General features: G+C 70.7%; 18 protein-coding genes and 2 pseudogenes. 6 read left to right on the forward strand and 14 right to left on the reverse strand.

The genetic code is table 11. The features are described from left to right. The first annotated feature begins 60 nt into the window (after window positions 1-60). Window positions 61-879 (forward strand): MmpS family transport accessory protein, encoded by an 819-nt coding sequence (locus tag AB0E90_RS19130; protein WP_360406811.1) that lies wholly within the window; start codon window positions 61-63, stop codon window positions 877-879. A 1-nt stretch (window position 880) separates the two neighbouring features. Further along, window positions 881-2,050 carry a pyridoxal phosphate-dependent aminotransferase gene (locus tag AB0E90_RS19135; protein ID WP_360406814.1) on the forward strand — a complete coding sequence of 390 codons (1,170 nt, stop codon included), beginning with the start codon at window positions 881-883 and terminating at the stop codon, window positions 2,048-2,050. On the opposite strand, the gene glmM is transcribed toward AB0E90_RS19135, so the two are convergent. From glmM to rplM, 3 genes are all read right to left on the reverse strand, one after another. After that, window positions 2,047-3,399, reverse strand: a complete 1,353-nt coding sequence (gene glmM, locus AB0E90_RS19140) for a phosphoglucosamine mutase (RefSeq protein ID WP_360406817.1) — start codon at window positions 3,397-3,399, stop codon at window positions 2,047-2,049. The two genes, AB0E90_RS19135 and glmM, sit on opposite strands and share 4 nt — an antisense overlap. A gap of 89 nt (window positions 3,400-3,488) precedes the next feature. Next, window positions 3,489-3,986 carry a 30S ribosomal protein S9 gene (gene rpsI / locus AB0E90_RS19145; RefSeq protein ID WP_360406820.1) on the reverse strand — a complete coding sequence of 166 codons (498 nt, stop codon included), beginning with the start codon at window positions 3,984-3,986 and terminating at the stop codon, window positions 3,489-3,491. Between the two features lie 20 nt (window positions 3,987-4,006). Continuing rightward, window positions 4,007-4,450 (reverse strand): 50S ribosomal protein L13, encoded by a 444-nt coding sequence (rplM, locus tag AB0E90_RS19150; protein ID WP_360406823.1) that lies wholly within the window; start codon window positions 4,448-4,450, stop codon window positions 4,007-4,009. Between the two features lie 573 nt (window positions 4,451-5,023). On the opposite strand from rplM, the gene AB0E90_RS19155 reads away from it, so the two are divergent. Then, window positions 5,024-6,169 carry a uroporphyrinogen-III synthase gene (locus AB0E90_RS19155; RefSeq protein ID WP_360406826.1) on the forward strand — a complete coding sequence of 382 codons (1,146 nt, stop codon included), beginning with the start codon at window positions 5,024-5,026 and terminating at the stop codon, window positions 6,167-6,169. 10 nt (window positions 6,170-6,179) lie between these two features. Here the strand turns inward: AB0E90_RS19155 and AB0E90_RS19160 are convergent, their stop codons facing one another. The 4 genes from AB0E90_RS19160 to AB0E90_RS19175 are packed head-to-tail and all read right to left on the reverse strand — an operon-like array spanning window position 6,180 to window position 10,510. Beyond that, complete coding sequence (locus tag AB0E90_RS19160) at window positions 6,180-6,800, reverse strand: ATP/GTP-binding protein (RefSeq protein ID WP_360406829.1); 621 nt, start codon at window positions 6,798-6,800, stop codon at window positions 6,180-6,182. After that, window positions 6,781-7,143: a DUF742 domain-containing protein gene (locus AB0E90_RS19165; RefSeq protein ID WP_360406832.1), complete on the reverse strand. Its 363-nt coding sequence runs from the start codon at window positions 7,141-7,143 to the stop codon at window positions 6,781-6,783. The genes AB0E90_RS19160 and AB0E90_RS19165 overlap by 20 nt, the downstream gene beginning before the upstream one ends. Window positions 7,144-7,175: 32 nt before the next feature. Then, on the reverse strand, window positions 7,176-7,583 hold the full coding sequence (locus AB0E90_RS19170) for a roadblock/LC7 domain-containing protein (protein WP_360406835.1): 408 nt from the start codon (window positions 7,581-7,583) through the stop codon (window positions 7,176-7,178). Continuing rightward, a complete protein-coding gene (locus tag AB0E90_RS19175) occupies window positions 7,580-10,510 on the reverse strand; it encodes a nitrate- and nitrite sensing domain-containing protein (protein WP_360406838.1) in 2,931 nt (976 codons plus the stop codon). The genes AB0E90_RS19170 and AB0E90_RS19175 overlap by 4 nt, the downstream gene beginning before the upstream one ends. Window positions 10,511-10,900: 390 nt before the next feature. On the opposite strand from AB0E90_RS19175, the gene AB0E90_RS19180 reads away from it, so the two are divergent. The 3 genes from AB0E90_RS19180 (at window position 10,901) to AB0E90_RS19190 (ending at window position 13,917) form a co-directional block, all read left to right on the forward strand. Next, the gene (locus AB0E90_RS19180; protein ID WP_360406841.1) at window positions 10,901-12,067 is read left to right on the forward strand and encodes an ABC transporter substrate-binding protein; all 1,167 of its coding nucleotides are present in this window, start codon (window positions 10,901-10,903) and stop codon (window positions 12,065-12,067) included. 108 nt (window positions 12,068-12,175) lie between these two features. Further along, window positions 12,176-13,342: a hypothetical protein gene (locus AB0E90_RS19185; RefSeq protein WP_360406844.1), complete on the forward strand. Its 1,167-nt coding sequence runs from the start codon at window positions 12,176-12,178 to the stop codon at window positions 13,340-13,342. Between the two features lie 134 nt (window positions 13,343-13,476). Continuing rightward, on the forward strand, window positions 13,477-13,917 hold the full coding sequence (locus tag AB0E90_RS19190; protein ID WP_360406846.1) for a ribonuclease domain-containing protein: 441 nt from the start codon (window positions 13,477-13,479) through the stop codon (window positions 13,915-13,917). Here the strand turns inward: AB0E90_RS19190 and thiC are convergent. From thiC to thiO, 7 genes and pseudogenes are all read right to left on the reverse strand, one after another. After that, window positions 13,914-15,464, reverse strand: a complete 1,551-nt coding sequence (thiC, locus tag AB0E90_RS19195) for a phosphomethylpyrimidine synthase ThiC (protein ID WP_360406849.1) — start codon at window positions 15,462-15,464, stop codon at window positions 13,914-13,916. The two genes, AB0E90_RS19190 and thiC, sit on opposite strands and share 4 nt — an antisense overlap. Before the next feature lie 73 nt (window positions 15,465-15,537). Beyond that, window positions 15,538-16,296, reverse strand: a complete 759-nt coding sequence (thiD, locus tag AB0E90_RS19200; RefSeq protein WP_360406852.1) for a bifunctional hydroxymethylpyrimidine kinase/phosphomethylpyrimidine kinase — start codon at window positions 16,294-16,296, stop codon at window positions 15,538-15,540. A 343-nt stretch (window positions 16,297-16,639) separates the two neighbouring features. Continuing rightward, window positions 16,640-16,849 (reverse strand): annotated as a pseudogene (locus tag AB0E90_RS19205) (thiamine phosphate synthase); the annotation flags it as partial. Between the two features lie 297 nt (window positions 16,850-17,146). Then, window positions 17,147-17,440, reverse strand: a pseudogene (locus tag AB0E90_RS19210) (thiamine phosphate synthase); the annotation flags it as partial. Then, window positions 17,434-18,183, reverse strand: a complete 750-nt coding sequence (locus AB0E90_RS19215; RefSeq protein ID WP_360406855.1) for a thiazole synthase — start codon at window positions 18,181-18,183, stop codon at window positions 17,434-17,436. The gene AB0E90_RS19215 and the pseudogene AB0E90_RS19210, both read right to left, overlap by 7 nt. Then, on the reverse strand, window positions 18,180-18,383 hold the full coding sequence (thiS, locus tag AB0E90_RS19220; protein WP_360406858.1) for a sulfur carrier protein ThiS: 204 nt from the start codon (window positions 18,381-18,383) through the stop codon (window positions 18,180-18,182). The genes AB0E90_RS19215 and thiS overlap by 4 nt, the downstream gene beginning before the upstream one ends. Then, the gene (gene thiO / locus AB0E90_RS19225) at window positions 18,383-19,399 is read right to left on the reverse strand and encodes a glycine oxidase ThiO (protein WP_360406861.1); all 1,017 of its coding nucleotides are present in this window, start codon (window positions 19,397-19,399) and stop codon (window positions 18,383-18,385) included. The genes thiS and thiO overlap by 1 nt, the downstream gene beginning before the upstream one ends. Window positions 19,400-19,415: the final 16 nt, after the last annotated feature.

Below are 19,415 nucleotides of genomic sequence, written 5' to 3' on the forward strand. Positions count from 1 at the left end.
GCGTCGCCGGCGTACCGTCAGCATGCGCGCGGAACGTCGCGCCCGGACCGGGAGACCAGCGTGACCGACCAGCCAGACAGCCCGCCGCCGCCCGCTTCGGACGGCACCGGTGCGCCGCGCGAAAGCCCGAGCGGCAGCTCGCCGATCTCCGCGCAGCCCTGGTCGACGCCCTCGGGCGACCCGCTCTCCGCCCAGCCCTACCAGCCGCCGAGCTATTCGCCGGGCCAGGCCCCCATCCCGCCCCCGCCGGACTACCCGCCGACGTCGCAGTTTCCGGCGGTCAACTACGCGCCGCCGGGCCAGGCACCTGATTACGGCGCCCCAGCCGCCGGCTACAGCTATCCCCCACCACCGGCCGGCTATGGCTATCCGCCGCAGCAGCCGCCGCCGCCGCGCCGGAGCAACGCTCCGATCATCGCTGTGATCCTGGCGGTCACGCTGCTGCTCTGCGGCGGCATCGCCACGGCCGGCGTGCTGATCGCCCGCAGCGTCAAGGACAAGGCCGACGAGACGGTCAACAGCCTGCCGACGAGCCTGCCCGAGGTGCCGGCCCTGCCCACCGACGTGCCGACCGACGGCGCCGGCAGCGGCCGCGAGATCACCGTGACGTACGAGGTGACCGGCGACGGACCGGTCTCGATCGTCTACATCGAGAAGATCGGCGCATCGCCGACGCGGCTGGAAGACGTGCAGCTGCCGTGGAAGTTCACCGCCAAGGCCAAGATCCCGGCGCTGCTGTCGGTGGTCGCCGTCCGGATCGCCACGAGCGAGGGCACGGTGAGCTGCCGCGCGCTGGTCGACGGCAAAGAGGTCAAGCAGAACGAGTCGGCGTCGTCGAACTTCGCCACCACCTCGTGCGTCCAACTGGTCCTGGAGTGAGATGACGGGCGATCCGCTGGTCGAGCGCATGCAAGCGTTCGGCACCACGATCTTCACCGAGATGTCCGCGCTGGCCGTGCGCACCGGCTCGATCAACCTGGGCCAGGGCTTCCCGGACACCGACGGCCCACCGGAGATGCTGGCGGCCGCCGCGGAAGCGCTGGCGGGCGGCGCCAACCAATACCCGCCGCTGCCTGGCATCCCCGCGCTGCGAGCCCGCATCACCGAGCACGAGCAGCGGTTCTGGGGCCTGACTCGAGACCCGGACACCGAGGTCGTGGTCACGGCGGGGGCCACCGAGGCGATCGCCGCCGCGATCCTCGGATTGTGCGAGCCGGGCGACGAGGTGGTCACGTTCGAGCCTTATTACGACTCGTACGCGGCCTCGATCACCCTGGCCGGCGCCAGACGACGGACCGTGACGTTACGCCCGGAAAGCGGTCGTTACGGCTTCGACGAGTCCGAGCTGCGCGCCGCGTTCGGCCCGCGCACCCGGCTGGTGCTGCTCAACTCGCCGCACAACCCCACCGGCAAGGTCTTCACCCGAGCCGAGCTCACCCTGATCGCCGAGCTCTGCCAGGAGTTCGACGCGTACGCGGTGACCGACGAGGTCTACGAGCACCTGGTCTTCACCGACGCCGCCGAACCGCACACCCCGCTGGCCACGCTGCCCGGCATGCACGACCGCACGCTGCGGATCTCCTCGGCGGGCAAGACCTTTTCCTGTACGGGGTGGAAGGTCGGCTGGGCCACCGGGCCGGCCGCGCTGGTCTCCACCGTGCAGCGCGTCAAGCAATTCCTGACGTTCGTGAACGCCGGCCCGCTCCAGCCCGCCGTGGCGGTAGCGCTCGGCCTGCCGGACACGTACTTCACCGAGTTCCGAGCGGGCCTGCAGGCGCGCCGGGACCGCCTGGTGACCGGCCTGACCGAGGCCGGCTTCGCGGTGCAGCCGTCCGAGGGCACCTATTTCGTCACGGCCGACATCCGGCCGCTGAGCGCGAAGGACGGCGCCGACTTCTGCCGGGAGTTGCCCGAGCGATGCGGCGTCGTGGCCGTGCCCACCCAGGTCTTCTACGACCGCAAGGCGGAGGGCCGCCACCTGATCCGGTTCGCCTTCTGCAAGCGCGAAGAGGTCATCGACGAGGCGGCCCGCCGCCTGGCGAAGAGTTAAGCAGAAGGGCTGGCCGCGCTCACTTCGTCGGCGATCCGCTCGGCCACCGTGCGCGCCTGCTCCTCGGTGGCGGCCTCGACCATCACCCGAACGAGGGGCTCGGTGCCGGAGGGACGCAGCAGCACCCGGCCGGTCTCACCCAGTTCCGCCTCGGCCAGCGCCACCGCGGCCTGCACCGTGGGGGCGGCCGCGCCGGCCTCCCGGTCGCCGACCCGTACGTTGATCAGCACCTGGGGCAGCTTGTGCACCACCGCGGCCAGGTCGGCCAGCGACTTGCCGCTGGACGCCAGCTGGGCCATCAGGTGCAGGCCGGTGAGCACGCCGTCGCCGGTGGTCGCGAACGCCGGCATGACGATGTGGCCGCTCTGCTCGCCGCCCAGTGCCAGTCCGCCCGCGTTCAGCTCCTCCAGCACGTACCGGTCGCCGACCTTGGCCTCGATCATCCGGATGCCGGACTGCTTCATCGCGATTTTCAGCCCGAGGTTGCTCATCACGGTCGCCACCAGGGTGTCGTCGGTGAGCGTGCCGGCGTCCCGCATGGCCAGCGCGAGGATCGCCATGATCTGGTCGCCGTCGACGATGTCACCCGAAGCGGTGACGGCCAGGCACCGGTCGGCGTCTCCGTCGTGTGCGATTCCGAGGTCGGCGCCCTCGGCGAGGACCCGCTCGCGGACGACGTCCATGTGGGTGGAGCCGCATTCCTCGTTGATGTTCAGGCCGTCCGGGTCGGCGTGGATCGCGATGACCTCGGCGCCGGCCTCCTCGTACGCGATCGGCCCGACCTCGCTGGCCGCCCCGTTGGCGCAGTCCACCACGACCTTGATCCCGTCGAGCCGGTGCGGCGTCGACGAGACGAGGTGCTTGATGTAGTGCTCGGCGCCGTCCAGCAGGTCGTTGACCCGGCCGATTCCGCCGCCGGTGGGCCGGCCGATCAGCCCGTGGCCGTCCTCGATCGCCTGCTCGATCCGCGCTTCCAGCTCGTCCGGCAGCTTGGCGCCGCCGGGCGCGAACAGCTTGATGCCGTTGTCCGGCATCGGGTTGTGCGAGGCGGAGAGCATCACGCCGAGGTCGGCGTTGGTCTGCGCGACCAGGTAGGCGACGGCGGGCGTCGGCAGCACGCCGACCCGCACGACGTTGGCGCCGGCGCTGGTCAGCCCGGCAACGACGGCCGCCTCGAGCATCTCGCCGCTGGCCCGCGGGTCGCGCCCGACGATCGCCAGTGGCGGGTGGCTGGTGTCGGTCTCGATCAGGACCCGGGCCGCCGCCACCGCGACCGAGAGAGCGAGCTCCGGGGTCAGGTCGCCGTTGGCGAGTCCGCGCACGCCGTCAGTACCGAAGAGTCGCCCCATGGCGGCTTCCTTTCAAGGGAACGAATACAAAACGGCCGGACTCGCCCTCCGATGAACGAGGAGGGCGAACCCGGCCGCCTATGAAGCGATCAGCGCTTCGAGTACTGCGGAGCCTTACGGGCCTTCTTGAGGCCGTACTTCTTGCTTTCCTTGACCCGGGAGTCCCGGGTGAGGAAGCCGGCCTTCTTGAGGGCCGGCCGGTCGTCCGGCTCGTTCGTGATCAGAGCGCGGGCGATCCCGAGGCGGAGCGCACCGGCCTGGCCGGTGATGCCGCCGCCGCGAAGGTTCGCGATCACGTCGAACTGCTCGGCCTTCTCGGCGGTGACGAACGGCTCACGGATGAGCTGCTGGTGCACCTTGCTCGGGAAGTACGACTCGAGGTCGCGACCGTTGCAGGTGATTTTGCCGTTGCCGGGCACGAGGCGCACCCGAACGATGGCCTCCTTGCGGCGGCCGACGGTCTGGATCGGACGGTCACCGGGACGCGGGGCGCGGACCGGGGCCGGCGCGGGCGTCTCGACGACGACGACCGTCTCAGCGGGCTCCTCGACGGTCTCGACGACCTCGGGCTCGATGATGTCGGACATGCTGCTGCCTTCTCCCGCGCTCACTGCGCGATCTGGGTGATTTCGAACGGCTTGGGCTGCTGAGCGGCGTGCGGGTGCTCAGCGCCCGGGTAGACCTTCAGCTTCTTGATGATCTGCCGCGCGAGCTTGTTGTGCGGGAGCATGCCGCGAACGGCCAGCTCGATCGCCTTCTCGGGGCGCTTGGTGAGCAGCTCCTCGTAGCCGATCTGCTTGAGGCCACCCGGGTAGCCCGAGTGCCGGTAGGCGACCTTGGTCTGCCGCTTGTTGCCGGTCAGAGCCACCTTGCCCGCGTTGATGATCACCACGAAGTCGCCAGTGTCCATGTGCGGCGCGAAGGTGGGCTTGTGCTTACCGCGCAGAAGGGTCGCGGTGTGGGTAGCCAGGCGGCCCAGAACGACGTCGGAAGCGTCGATAATGTGCCACTGACGCTCGATCTCACCCGGCTTCGGGCTGTACGTACGCACAGAATTACCTTGTCTTGTCGTCGGTCTGGGGTCGCGCGCTGGTCGCGTCGAGAACTAAAGTTTCCGAGCGCTCACACAACAGCAGGCAACAATACCCGGCCGCGCGACACGTGGTCAAAACGAGGTGGCCTCTTCACAAGACCCCCACGATATGCCCGGCAAGCATACTCCGCCCTCCCGACGCACCCGAGCCCGGGATCCAAGGTCACCAAGGTCCCGGATCTATACCTCTTAGCAGGCTTGAAACAAACGGGACGCGAGGCCGAAATTCCCCCCCGGCACGCTTCCTGGCATGGCCAATGGTGCGCACCCCTCGACGAAGTGGGACTGGCGTAGCCCCCACGGGCGTCGACAGCGCACTATGGGAAAGCCACCGTCAGGGTTGAGGACGGACCTGACGGTGACCGCCGAACCGGTTAACCGGTTCGGCGAGGAGAAGTCGCGGTGTGCGCCGGACGGAGGTACGGCGGAGAACGCAAGCGTGACATGGGAGCGGGTCGACGCTGAGGACGGCGGGCTCCGAGCGTGCCCTTCGGTGGACCGGCCGGCCACGCCGCGACTTCTCGAAAAAACATGACCGATCGCGCGGGGGGAACGCGACGGACGGTCATCACAGCTGCCGCCCTGGCCGAGCCGACCGCGTCACTGTCCGGATACACCGTCGGCGTCACCGCCGACCGGCGCCGCGACGAGCTGGCCGGCCTGCTGGAGAGCCGGGGGGCCCGGGTCGTGCTGGCCCCGGCCCTGCGGATCGTCCCGATCGCCGACGACGCCGAGCTCAAGGCGGCCACCCGCGCCTGCCTCGACCACCCACCCGACATCGTGCTGGTCAGCACCGGCATCGGCATGCGGGGCTGGCTCGAGGCCGCCGAAGGCTGGGGCCTGTCCGAGCCGCTGCGAGCCGCGCTGGCCCGCGCCTACCTGGTCGCTCGCGGCCCCAAGGCGCGCGCCGCGATCCGCTCGGCCGGGCTGCACGACCAGTGGTCCCCCGAGGGGGAAAGCTACGAGGAGGTCGTCGACCACCTCAAGGCACGCGGCATCGCCGGCCTGACCGTGGCGCTCCAACTGCACGGGGAGAGCCAGCCGGAATACACCGAGGCGCTGGAGGCGGCGGGTGCCCGGGTGATCGAGGTGCCGGTCTACCGCTGGGCGGCGCCCACCGACCCGGCGCCGCTGCACCGCCTCGTCGACCTCATCACCGGCCAGTTGGTGGACGCCGTCACATTCACCTCGGCAGCGGCCGTCACAGCCCTCCTGCGGGCCGCGGGCCCCGGTTCCGAGGCTCTGCTGGAGGCACTGCGCACGAACGTGCTGGTGGCCTGTGTGGGCCCGGTGACGGCTGCGCCGCTGAAACGGCACGACATCCCGATCGTGGCTCCGGCCCGCGCCCGGCTGAGCGCGCTGGTCCGCACGATCGTGGAGGAGCTGCCGAAGCGGGCGCTCTCGCTCGAGGTGGCCGGCCACACGCTGACCCTGCGCGGCCACGCCGCGATCGTCGACGGCGATCTGCGGCCGCTGGCGCCGGCCCCGATGGCGGTGCTCCGGGCCCTGGCCGAGACGCCGGGCCGGGTGCTGTCCCGGGCCGCGCTTCTGCATGCCCTCCCCCGGGGCGCCGATGAGCACGCGGTCGAGATGGCGGTTGCCCGCCTGCGTGCCGGTCTGGGCGCTCCCGGGGTGGTTCAAACCGTGGTGAAGCGGGGCTACCGCCTCCCGAACTGAGTGGAGCGGGTTACCCGACGACGGCCGGGTAACCGCCGGACTGCTCGGCCACCAGCGTGGCCATCGCGTGCTCGACCACGTGCACCAGGACCTGCTTGACCGACTCACGGTGACGGGCGTCACACATCAGCATCGGCACGTGCGCCGGGATCGCCAGCGCCTCGCGGACCTCTTCCGGCTCGTAACGCGGCGCGTTGTCGAAGCAGTTGAGAGCCACGATGTACGGCAGGTGGCGGTTCTCGAAGTAGTCCAGCGGCGCGAACGCGTCCGCGATCCGGCGGGTGTCGACCAGCACCGCGGCGCCCACGGCGCCCCGGATGAGCTCGTCCCACATGAACCAGAAACGGGTCTGCCCGGGGGTGCCGAAGAGGTAGAGGATCAGGTCGTCGGCCATGGTGATCCGGCCGAAGTCCATCGCCACCGTGGTTGTCTCCTTGCCGGGCACCTTGGACGCGTCGTCGACACCCTGCCCGGCCGAGGTCATCAGCGCCTCGGTGGTCAGCGGCTCGATCTCGGAGACCGCACCGACGAGCGTCGTCTTGCCGACGCCGAAGCCGCCGGCGATGACGATCTTCGCGGAGGTGATCTCCTTGGGTTGCGCCCCCGCCCGCTCAGAGCTTGCGAAGTCCACTCAACACCCTTTCCAGCAGATCCATCCGCTCCGTGAAGCCCTTCTTGGGAGCGGCGCTGTGCAACGACAGCAGTCCGTCGGCCACCATGTCCGCGACCAGCACCCGGGCCACTCCCAGCGGGAGCCGGGAGAGGGCGGCGAGCTCGGCCAGGGACTGCGCCTTCGCCTCGCAGAGCACCGCGATGCGGTACTTGTCATGCCCGGCGAACCGGGCCTCTTGCACGGCGGCCTGGCTGGCTACCAGGATCGCCTCGATCGGAATGTCGCGACGCGGCTCGGTCCGTCCGCGAGTGACCGCGTACGGGCGCACCAGGTTGCCCCGTGGGTCATGTGGCTGCCCCATGACGCGATCACCCCCTTTCGGCCGGCCGGCGGCTAATGACTGACGACCTCACGGGGAGCCGGCGTCAGCGCAGCGCCGACCCGCTCCACGAGCAGCGCCATCTCGTAGCCGACCTGGCCGACGTCGCAGCTGCGCGCGGCGAGGACACCCATCGACGAGCCGTCGCTGACGGACATCAGGAAGAGATAGCCGCTGTCCATCTCGATGATCGTCTGCTGGACGTCGCCGGCGTTGAACATCCGCGACGCGCCCTCGGTGAGGCTGACCACGCCGGAAGCGATGGCGGCGAGCTGGTCGGCGCGGTCGGCCGGCAGATCGCGCGAAGCCGCCAGCAGCAGACCGTCGGCCGACACCGCAACCACGTGGGCGATGCCGGCGACGCTGTTGGCGAAGTTGTTGAGCAGCCAGCCCATGTCATGCATGGTGGGGGGCCTGGTCACTGGTCCTTCTCCTTAGCCTGGAGGGCGTTCTCGGCGGTGCCGTCCGTCCGTCCGCGTTGCACACCGCGGTGGTACGCGGACAGGAGTCCACGGACCTCATCGGGGCTACGACGGTTCTGGGTGCTCGGCCCCTTCTGCACGCCGCCGGGCACGAGCTGTGCCTGCGGTACGCGCTTGGGCAGTCCCGACCGGGTGGTCCCGGCGTCGACCGGTTCGGCCGCCGCCATCGCCAGCTTCCATCCGTCGTCGGCCGCCGTCTTCCACCGGTCCTCCGCCGCCGGCCGCGGCTTCGGAATCGATGATCCATTGTGCCCGTTCGCCGCCGGAGCGGGTGCGGGTGGTGGTGCCGCCACCGGAGCTGGTGCCGGAGCCGGAGCCGGACGAGATGCCGGAGCCGGTGCCGACTTCTTCTCGCCACCACCCGAGTTGGGAGGCGGAGCATATCCGGCGGTCGGCATACCCCACTCTTCCGTTGCCGCCGTGTCGTGATTGCGGAACCAGCTCTGCTGCATCTGCACGAAGATCGGCGAATCGGTCCGATCCTCGGCCGGCGCGGGCATCGCCTGGGCCGGCACCGGCGGCATCGCGGCCAGCGCCGCCCCCCAGCTGCCGGAGTCGGGTTGCCCGGGCGCCGGCGTCGGCGACATGGGTGTCGGCGACATGGGTGTCGGCGCCGGCACCGTCGGGACGAAGCCGTTCATGCCGCCCTCCGCGGTGGCCGGCTTCGCCACCCGGGTCGGCAGCGGCGGCCGGTTCGGCGTGGGTGCGGGCTCCGGCGCCGGCTCCGGCCGCTGCGACGGAAACATCGGCAGCTGCGGGTGGGACGGCACGGAGGGCGCGGACATCTGGTGCTGATCGCGCCACGGCTCGGGCGCGATGGCCGGCAGCGTCGCGGTGGCCGACATCGCGGACATCGAGTCCCAGCTGCCACGCGGCGCGGCGCTCAGCTCCGGGGTGTGCCCACCACCGTTGAGCTGCCCGTCCCGCCGGTTCGGCAGCACCACGATGCTGGCCGGCAGGATCACCTGGGCGACCGTGCCGCCCTCGAGGTTGGCGCGCAGCTCGACCCGGATGCCGTAACGGCTGGCGAGCCGGCTGACCACGGCCAGACCCATCAGCCGGAACGCGGCCACATCCACGTTGGGCGTCTCGGCGAGCCGCCGATTGAGCTGGTCCATCTGCTCCTCGGACATGCCGAGGCCGCGGTCCTCCACCTGGATCACCACGTAGTCGCGGATGCGCCGGGCGTCGGCGACCACGCTGGTGGTGGGTGGGGAGAATCGGGTGGCGTTGTCGAGCAGCTCGGCGACCAGCCGGACGACGTCGTTGACGGCGAGCGCGGCGATGGCCACGTCGGTGTCGACCGTGCCGAACTCGATGCGGTTGTAGAGCTCCACCTCGGACTGGCTGGCGCGCAGCGCGTCGACCAGCAGCGCGTCCTCGCGGCGCGGCGGGCTGGAGTCGGCGCCCGCGAGCACCAGGAGGTTTTCGTCGTTGCGGCGCATCCGGGTGGCGAGGTGGTCGAGCTCGAAGAGCCGGGCCAGTCGCTTCGGGTCTTCCTCGGTGCGCTCGATCGAGTCCAGCTCGCCGATCATCCGGTCGACCAGGGACTGGGAACGGCGGGCCAGGTTGAGGAACATCGCCGAGACGGTGGTGCGCAGGGCGGCCTGCTCGGCCGCGATCCGGACGGCTTCCCGGTGGACGACGTTGAACGCCTGGCCGACCTGGCCGATCTCGTCCTTGCTGGTCAGCCGGATCGGGTCGCGCAGTTGCCGGATGATGTCCTCGGCGCCGTTCTCGCCGAGGGTGCGCGCGTCGCGCAGCCGGGCCACGGCGTCGGGCAGGTCGCGGTTGGCCACGGCGAGCGCGCCTTCACGCAGGCGGCGCAGCGAGAGGTTGAGCGAGCGGGCCAGGAGCACCGCCAGCGCGATGGCGACGATCAGCACCAGCAGCACCAGCGCGGCCTCGAGGGCAGCCTGCCGGAGCACCGAGTCGGCCTCGTCCCCGGCGAGCTTGACGTTCGCCGACTCCAGCTCCTGCTCGGCCCAGCGCATCAGGTCGACGACCGAGCCGAGCGACTGGATGACCTCGGCGGGCGTGACGGCCACGCCGCGGCTGAGCTGGATGGAGGTCTGGTCGGCCAGGTTGACCGCGTCGCCGGTGACCACGTTGTCCACCAGGGACTGCTGGTTCTGGTCGGCAAACGCGGCGAAGGTGAGCAGGCCCTCCTGCTGGCTGGTCTGCGCGGCGATGAAGGCGCTGCGCTGCTCGACGCTGAGGTCGCCGGAGACCAGGGCGGAGTAGGCGGTCGCCTCGAACTCGGCCGCGCCCGCCTTGGCCTTGGCGAACGCGCTGGTGGCCCGCAGGCTGTCGCCGACCTCGTCGTCACCCGCGTACTGGCTGACCGCGTCGCCGTAACCGAGCAGGTCGGTCAGGACCACGCCGTACCGGGACATGGCCTCGGCCACGCCGAGGCCGTCGCGCTTGGTCACCTGGTCGCGGGTGGCGTTCAGGGTGTTCAGGTTGTCGTCGATCTGAACCAGCCGGGATTCGACGGCCGCGGGCGGCCCGTCGAGCGCGCGGCGGTGACCGCGGTAGATCTCGATCTCGGCGTCGGTGGCCTGGACCCGCGAGGTGTACTCGTCCACCTTGGCGCCGGGAGTTGCCAGGTATTCGGCGGCCTGCATCCGCTCGCCGTGCAGCAACTGGGTGAGCGTCGAGACGTCGGTGCCGAGATCGGTCAGCTTCTCGACCTGGCCGGCCGCGTTGGCCCGCTGACTCACGTCGACCAGGCGGGCGGTGGCGAGCACGATGACTGCGGCGAGTGGAACGACCAGGATGAGAGCGAGCTTGGCGCGGATCCGGGCGTCCCGAAGCCGGGGGAGGACACCACGGCGCGTCACCTGGGTCGAAGATCCGGTGCTCACGACTTCTCCTCCGTGGTCTTCCCGTGTTCTTCGCCCGCACTGGAGCCTGCGGCCCGGCGATTTCATCAGACGGCGTTGCCGTTTGGGAAGTCTGAGTGCGCCCGGAAACAAACTTGTTGTCCGATGAGTAACCGGCTATTCGGATCCACAATCGACACCGCTGCGGCTTTGACGTGCGCGAATGTCCAATAGAACACTGAGAGTGATATTACGACTACCTAGAACGGTCAAGATTCCAACCAATATGTGGGACAACTGTCCCGCCGCGACGGTCGCCACCAGCTTGACCAGCCGCCTTCTCGTTGGCAAGGTTTGCCGCGATCAGACGGACATGCAGTCCGTATCGGCGCGCATTCCGGCCGGACGACGCCCTCCGAGGAGGCACCCCCAGTGAGGCTCCCCCGCCTCGCCACGGCAACCATCGTGGCCTCGACACTTCTCGTCTCCGGATTGGCCGGTTGCACATCGGACGACGGTAAATCGGGCAGCGACGGCGACACCGTCGTGATCGCCGCCGACCTGAACAACTCGTCCACCGTGGACACTGCCTACGGCCGCGCGCTGCAGTTGCGGATCGACCAGATCAACGCGTCGGGTCGACTGGGCGGTCGCAAGCTCGAGCTGCACACCCAGGACAACCGGGGTGACGCCACCGCCTCGCTGCGCAATGCCAGCACGTTCGCCGACGACCCGTCGGTCGCCGCGGTCGTGTTCGGCTCGTGCGACGAGTGCTCGGTCGGCGCCGCCAAGACGATCAACGACAAGAAGATCCCGGCCATCGCGCTGGCCGATGCTGACGTCGTCCCCACGCCGGTCACCGATCAGCCGTACTTCTTCAAGCTCGGTCCCAACTCGGCCGACAGCGCCGCGGCCATGGTCACCGAGCTGAGCCGCCTCAAGGTCGCGAACGTGGCGATCCTGCACACCGACGACCTCTACGGCCGTGGCGGCAACCTGGCGCTGACCGCCGAGCTGGGCAAGGCCGCCATCCCGGTGAGCGGCACCCGCGCGGTGAAGGCGTCCGCCACCGACATCACCCAGGCGGTCGGCACCCTGATCGACGCCAAGCCGGCCGCGTTGCTGGTGCTGGCCGGCCCGGACCAGGCCGCGCTCGCCGCGAAGAGCGCGAAGAGCGCCGGCTTCTCCGGCCGGGTGTTCTTCGACGCGGCCGCCGCGAGCGACATGTTCATCCCGAACGACTCGGCCGCCGCCACCAACAACACCACGATGGTGTTCACCCAGATCCTGGCGATCGACGACGTGATCGCGACGACGCCGGCGAAGGCCGCGCGCAAGCAGTGGTTCCGCGACTACGTCTCGCGCTACGGCAGCTACTCGGGTGTCGCGTCGTTCGCGGCCGACGCGGTCGACCTGATCACCGCGGCGATCTCCCGGGTCGGCGGCAACCGCGAGGAGATCCGGGCCATCATCGAGACGTCACAGACCGACGGCCTCTCCGGCCCGATCCGGCTCACCCCGGCGAACCACTCCGGCCTGATGCCGCAGGCACTCACTCTCCTGGTGGCTCGCGCCGGCCGCTGGCGACTGGCATCCTGAGCCGACCGGCAAGATCAACCAGTCACTCAGAGTCACTCATCTAATCCTGTATTAAGAATCCGATTCTGCAGTGGCGACATCGACGGAGGATTCCGTAACGTGCCCGACATGGCATTCCGGACCTCGGCCAAACTGTTGGGAGTGACGCTCGGCGTCGCCGCGCTGGCCGGCGCGAGCCAGCTCGGGCTGGCCTACGGGCTGGGCATCGTGCGTCTCACCCTCGAGCTTGACCTAACTGCGCGTGATCAGTGGACCGCTCAGCTCGCCTGGGTCGCCTGGTTCGCGATGACCGCCGCGGTGGTCGGTGGCATGGCCGGCCGGCCGCGCCTGCCGAAACACTCGGGGGCGGGCACCCGGCTCGTCACCGCGGTCGCGGCCGGCATCGGCGCCGCCGTGGTGGTCCCGCTGACCATGCAGCCCGCTCGCTCCGCCGCGGTCGCCGGGGTCCAGCCGGTCTTCGTGATCGGGGTCTGCGCCACGCTGGCCGCCACGGCCGGCCTGTTCGCCGCGTACGCCGCACTGAGCCGGCCGGTCGCCCGCTGGAGCCTCACCGCCATCGGCGTCGCTGTCTGGGCGATCGCGATCATCTCGGTGGCGCCCTCGATGGCCCCCGGCAAGGAACTGCCCACGGTTCGCCTCGGCGTGCTCGACGCCGCGTTCCTCTCCGACCAGGTCACCCAGCGGACAGCCCTGCTCACCATGCCGCTGCTGGCTCTGATCAGCGGCATCGCGCTGGGCTGGACGGCGCGCCGGCGCGAGTTCTCCACACTGACCATCGCGCTGTCCGGCCTGGCCGGCCCGGCGCTGCTGACGGCGGCCTACCTGATCGCCGGTCCGGGTTCGGGCGACGACGGCTACCAGACCGTGCCGTACTGGGCGGCGATGACCGCGGCCGGCGCCGGCGTGCTCGGCTCGGTGCTCGCGGCCGTGTTGCGGCGCGCCCCGGAGACCCACCCCGGCGACGGCCCGAAGCCGACCCCGAACCGCCCGCCGCTGCCGAAGCGCGACCCCGAGCCGGAGTCGGTGATCGCGAAGGCCGCCGTCGGCAAAGCCGCGCCACCCAAGGCCGACCCGCCGCCGCCCCCGTTCGACGGGTTCACCCCGGCGAAGGTCCCGCAGCAGATCAGCCCGCCACTGCCGAACCCCACCCCGATCGCGCCTCCGCCGCCGGTGAATCCCCAGGCGAAGCCCCAGGTGAAGCCCCAGGTGAAAGCGCGCCGCCAGGCGGAACCGGACGGCGTGGCCGAATGGGTCAGCGGCCTCGGCAACAGCTGATCGATGTAACGAAGTAACGCATAGACGAACATAGATGGAATGACCAGCCGGATATGTACCGCTGGACGCATTGATTGACGACGATGTTGCCAACCGGGTCGACCCCGACCCCACGACGGCAACGGAGTCCGATCATGAACACTGACCGGCAACCCCGCACCCGCCTCAGCCGGCTCATCGCCGGTGTCGCTCTCGTCTTCGCGCTGTCCGGCGCCGGCTTGGTGGCGCCGGCCGTGGTTGCGCCGACGCACACCTCCGCCGCCGAGGCCGCGGTCTACTCCACCTGCACCATCTCCCGCTGCTCGGCGGCCCGCACGGCGCGCACCGGCTGGAGCTCGCTCGGCTGGCCGACCAGCTCCGGCTGGTACGCCTGGCCGTACGGCCAGTACAACTACACCGGCGGGACCTTCCAGAACCGTGAGGGCGAGCTCCCGACGAACGCGAACTACAACGAGTACGACGTCTACTCCCGCGCCCGGGGTGCGAGCCGCGACGCGTACCGGATCGTGGTGAACCGCTCCACCAAGGAGACCTGGTTCACCCCCGACCACTACGTCACGTTCTACAAGCTCTAGGCGGAAACAGGCGGGGTCTCCACGAGAGAAGGCCCCGCCTGCACCTCCACGTAGACCTTCCCGCCCGAAGCGCGGAATTCATCCGATTTGTCAGCAAACCCTCGCTCGCGAATCTCGTGCGAGATCTTCATCGAGCAGAACTTCGGCCCGCACATCGAACAGAAGTGGGCCGTCTTGGCCGGCGCGGCCGGCAACGTCTCGTCGTGGTAGGCCCGCGCGGTGGCCGGATCCAGCGCCAGCTCGAACTGGTCCTCCCAGCGGAAGTCGAACCGCGCCGCCGACAGCGCATCGTCCCAGGCCTGCGCGCCCGGATGCCCCTTGGCGAGATCGGCCGCGTGCGCCGCGATCTTGTAGGCGATCATCCCGGCCTTGACGTCGTCCCGGTTGGGCAGCCCGAGGTGCTCCTTGGGCGTGACGTAGCAGAGCATCGCGGTGCCGAACATCCCGATCATCGCGGCCCCGATGGCCGACGTGATGTGGTCGTAGGCCGGCGCGATATCGGTGGTCAGCGGCCCAAGGGTGTAGAACGGCGCTCCCCCGCACAGCTCGACCTGCAGATCCACGTTCTCCTTGATCTTGTGCATCGGCACGTGGCCCGGCCCCTCGACCATGACCTGCACGTCGTGTTCCCACGCGAGGCGGGTCAGCTCCCCGAGAGTCCGCAGCTCGGCGAATTGGGCCTCGTCATTGGCATCCGCGATCGAGCCCGGCCGCAACCCGTCGCCGAGCGAGAACGTGATGTCATATTCCGCAAATATCCGGCAGAGCTCCTCGAAATTCGTGTAGAGAAAGTTCTCCTCGTGGTGCGCCAGACACCAGGCCGCCATGATCGATCCGCCACGCGAGACGATGCCGGTCACCCGGTTCGCGGTCAACGGCACGTACGGCAGCAGCACCCCGGCGTGGACCGTCATGTAGTCCACACCCTGTTCGGCCTGCTCCAGAATCGTGTCTCGAAAAATCGAGAAGGAAAGCTTCGCCGGATCGCCGTTGACCTTCTCCAGGGCCTGATAGAGAGGCACGGTCCCGATCGGCACCGGCGAGTTCCGGATGATCGACTCGCGTGTCTCGTGGATCCGCGGCCCGGTCGACAGATCCATCACGGTGTCCGCACCCCACCGCGTCGCCCAGGTCATCTTCTCCACCTCCTCGGCGACCGACGAGGTCACCGCCGAGGTCCCGATGTTCGCGTTGACCTTCACCAGGAACCGCGACCCGATCACCATCGGCTCCGACTCCGGATGGTTCCGGTTGACCGGCAGCACCGCGCGCCCGGCGGCGATCTCCTCGCGAACAATTTCCGGCGAGACCCCCTCACGGATGGCGGCAAACTCCATCTCCGGCGTCACCACACCGGAGCGGGCAAACCCCAATTGAGTACGCCCGGAGCCCCACCCCGACCGCAGCGGCGGCAGCCCCACCTCGGGGTCACTGCCCGGCCCCGAGGTGTCGTACAGCCGAAACGAGGAACCGTTGGTCAACGGGACCTCGCTGAACGGCACGCGAAGCTCGGGCCGCGACCCCTCGACGTACACCTTGCGCCTCATCTTTTCCTCCCAAACAGGTACTAAATGGACAGACGACGGCAGCACGGATCCCATGGCCGGGACGGGGGAACCGTCAGGCGAAGTGATTCAGCGGTCCGGGCCCGGCGCCCAGCCGCCATGAACGACCGCCGCGCAGCGCACCGGCGACATACTTCTTGGCGGCGATCACGGCCGCGGGAACGTCGTCCCCGAACGCCAGCCGCACCGCCACCGCCGAGGAAAAGGTGCACCCCGACCCGTGGTTGTTCGTGGTTTCCACCGGCGTCCCGCGCAGCACCGACGTCTCCCCGTCGCAATGCAGCACGTCCACCGCGAGCTCGCTGCCGGTCACCACCACCGCGCGCGGCCCGGCGGCGGCCAGCCGCACCGCCGCCGCAACCATTTCCTCGGCCGTCTCACACCGGCTTCCGGTGAGGGCGGCAGCTTCCTGCCGATTAGGCGTGACGATGCTTGCGTACGCCAACAGCGGCGCAACAGACGCAACACCCGCGAGCCGAGCGCCCGAGGTAGCCACCAGCACCGGATCCACCACCAGGTGCGGAAGCCGCGAAACCCGCTCGGCCACCATCTCGGCGACCGCCGCGTCCCCGATCATCCCCACCTTGACCGCCACCACCGAAAAGTCGTCAAGCACCGCATCAAGCTGCGCCGCAACGACATCCACCGGCACCGAATGAATGGCCGTAACCCCAAGCGTGTTCTGCGCCGTAATCGCCGTAACGACGGAGACCCCATAGGCTCCGAGCGCCGCAAACGTCTTGAGATCCGCCTGAATCCCCGCGCCCCCACCGGAGTCCGACCCAGCAATAGTCAACAAAACCGGCGGCGTCATCCCGCCCCCACCGATCCACCCAAGCCACGAATGCGCCCCGTCATCGCGGCCCCGATTCCACCCATGCCGTGAATTCGCGGCGCGGACGGCGTCATCGCAGGCCCGCCGATCCGGCCGGGCCCCGGGTGCGGGGCGCCGGCGGCGTTGCCGGGCGCGCCGGCTCGGCCGGGCGGGTCGTCCCGCCGGGCCGCTCCGGCGGCGCGCCGGTCGTTAGGACCGCGTTGATCGGCCCCACGTCATCGGCCCACGCATTCGGGCTCTCGCGCGCCGCCTCGGCGGCGCGGGCGGACCGTGCCGCGCCAAAGGCGGTGGCCAGCGTTCGCGCCATCTCCTCCGGATCGGCGGCTCGCATGATCGCGCCCAGCACCGCGATTCCCCGCGCACCGGCATGCGCGCAGGCCGCCGCCCGCTCCGGCGAGTGGATCCCACCCAGAGCCAACCAGGGCACGTCCCCGGCCAGCATCGCCGCCCGGTCCGGGCCGAGCGCCGGCCCGTATCCCGGCTTGGTCGACGTCGGATAGATCGGCGACATCGTCACGTAGTCCTCGATGGACGGCACGGGTGGCGCATCATCCCGGGGCCGGCCGACCGGCGAGCCGCCGGCCTGCACCGGCGGGTCCGGCTCAGCAGGGCCGGACCGCCCGATCAGTGAGCTATCGGCTGGCGGCAACGGGTCCGGCGCGGCGTGGCGAGACCGGCCGCCAAGCAAGCCGCCGGGCCGTGGAAGCGGGTCCCGCTCAAAGTGGCGGGAACGGCCGATCAGCGGGCCGCCGGGCGACGGCGCGGCCGGGTCGGCGTGGCGGGAACGGCCGGCCGACGAGCCGCCGAGCGGCGGCGTGGCGGGGTTGGCGTGGCGGGAGCGGCCGATCAGGGAGACGATGCCCGCGGGTGGCGATGGGTCTGCCTCGGCCAGGTGAACCGCGTCCGCGCCCAGCGGGTCCGGGCCGGCGACGATGAGTCGGCCCGGGGGCAGCAGGTCGCGCAGGTCGATCGCGAGGGCTCTTCGTTCGGCGTACGGCAAATCGCGTTCCCGGAGAATGACCCACGCCACGCCGCCGCGGACCGCCCGCGCGACCACCCAGGCAAGCGAGCCGGAGGCGAGCCGCCGGTCGGTGAGCAGCACCAGACCGCTCGGCGTCACCACCGCGCCAGCCCTTCGTCGGCGGTGGACGCGACCGCGTGGAAGCGACGCGGAATCCGCCCCGAGGTGTAGGCGAGGCGGCCGCCGGCGACCGCGTGCCGCATCGCTGCCGCCATCCCGGCCGGGTCGTCGGCCCGGGTGATCGCGCTTGCGATGAGCACCGCATCGCAGCCGAGTTCCATGGCCAGAGCCGCGTCCGAGGCCGTGCCGATGCCGGCGTCGAGCACCACCGGGATGTCGACCGCCTGGCGGATCAGCCGGATGTGGTGCGGGTTGGAGATGCCGAGGCCGGAGCCGATCGGCGAACCGGCCGGCATCACCGCGGCGCAGCCCGCGCCGGCGAGGCGGCGGGCCAGGATCGGATCGTCCGTGGTGTAGGGCAAGACCGTGAACCCGTCCGTGACCAGCTTCTCCGCGGCCGCCAGCAGCTCGACGCCGTCCGGCAGCAGGGTCCGCTCGTCACCGATCACCTCGAGCTTGATCAGATCGGTCTCGAACGCGTCCCGGGCCAGGTGAGCGGTCTTGATCGCATCGGCGGCCGTGTAGCAGCCGGCCGTGTTCGGCAGCACCCGCACGCCGAGCCGGTCGAGCATCGGCAGCAGCCCCGGCCCGGCCGCGTCGACCCGCCGGAGCGCCACCGTGACCAGCTCGGTGCCGGAGGCGCGGATGGCGCCCTCCAGCGCGCTGAGGCTGTTCGCCCCGCCGGTGCCGAGGATGAGCCGAGATTCGCCGAAGAACATCGTCATCCTCCCTGCGCCGCGGTGAGCACCTCGACCGCGTCGCCGTCCGCGAGCCGGGCGTCGTCCCAGGTACTGCGTGGAACCACCGTCCCGTTGACCGCGACCGCGACCCCGCGCCGAGCCTCGGTGAGCCGTTCGACGAGGGCCGCCACGCAGAGGTCGTCGTCGCTTTCCACCAGCTCTCGCCCGTTGACCGTCAACCGCATCAGAACCTCCCCGGCGCGAAGTGCTCGAGCAGCGGATCCGCGACCCCGTCCAGGACCAGGCCGGCGATCAGGTCGGCGGTGATCGGCGCGAGCAGCACCCCGTTCCGGAAATGCCCGGCCGCCACGATCACCCGCTCGTCGAGCCGGCCGAGCAGCGGCGCGTTGTCCGGCGTGCCCGGGCGGTGTCCGGCGGTGGTTTCGACGAGCTCGCATTCGGCCAGATCCGGTACGAGGCCGATGGCCGCCCGCAGCAGCTCGTGCACGCCCCCGGCGGTGACCGTGCGGTCGGAGCGCTCCTCCTGGGTGGCGCCGACGACGATCTCGCCGTCCGCGCGCGGCACGACGTAGACGTGCCGCCCGTCGACGGCCGCCTCGAGCACGTGCCGGATGAGCCCCGGCTCGCCGCGCAGCCGCAGCACCTGGCCCTTGACCGGGCGGATCGGCAACCCGGTGAGGGCGGCCGTCCCGCAGCCGGCCGCGACGATCACCGTCGCCGCGTCCACCTCGGACAGATCGTCGATCCGTTTGCTGACGATCCGATCGGCCAGCCGGTCGCGGAGGGCCGCCACCACCCGGCGCGGATCCACCTGCCGCTCGGCCGGCGAAAACACCCCGGCACGGACTCGCGGCGACAGGGCCGGTTCGCGTTCCCGCAGGTCGGAGGGGCGCAGTTGGGCCAGCTTCTGGTGAGTCCAGTCCCGGGCGACCTCGGCCAGGTCGTCCGCGGTCATCGCGAGACTGAGCGTCCCGGTGTCGTCGTAGCCGACGTCCACCCCGAGCTCCGCCGCGAACGCCGGCCAGCGCTCATTGCCCGCCGCCAGCAGCCGGATCAGTTCCGGCTCCTCGTGCGTGGCCTCGCCACCGGGCGCGAGCATCCCGGCCGCGACGTGCCACGCGCCCGGCTCGCCGTCGTCGTGCACCACGACGTCGGCTCCGCCCAGCTGCAGCCGCCACGCGATCGAGAGCCCGATGATCCCGCCGCCGACGACCGCAACCGTCCCACCGCCGCCGCTCATGCCACACCCCCAGCCG

The organism is Actinoplanes sp. NPDC026619 (genome assembly GCF_040638295.1).
Taxonomy (GTDB): domain Bacteria; phylum Actinomycetota; class Actinomycetes; order Mycobacteriales; family Micromonosporaceae; genus Actinoplanes.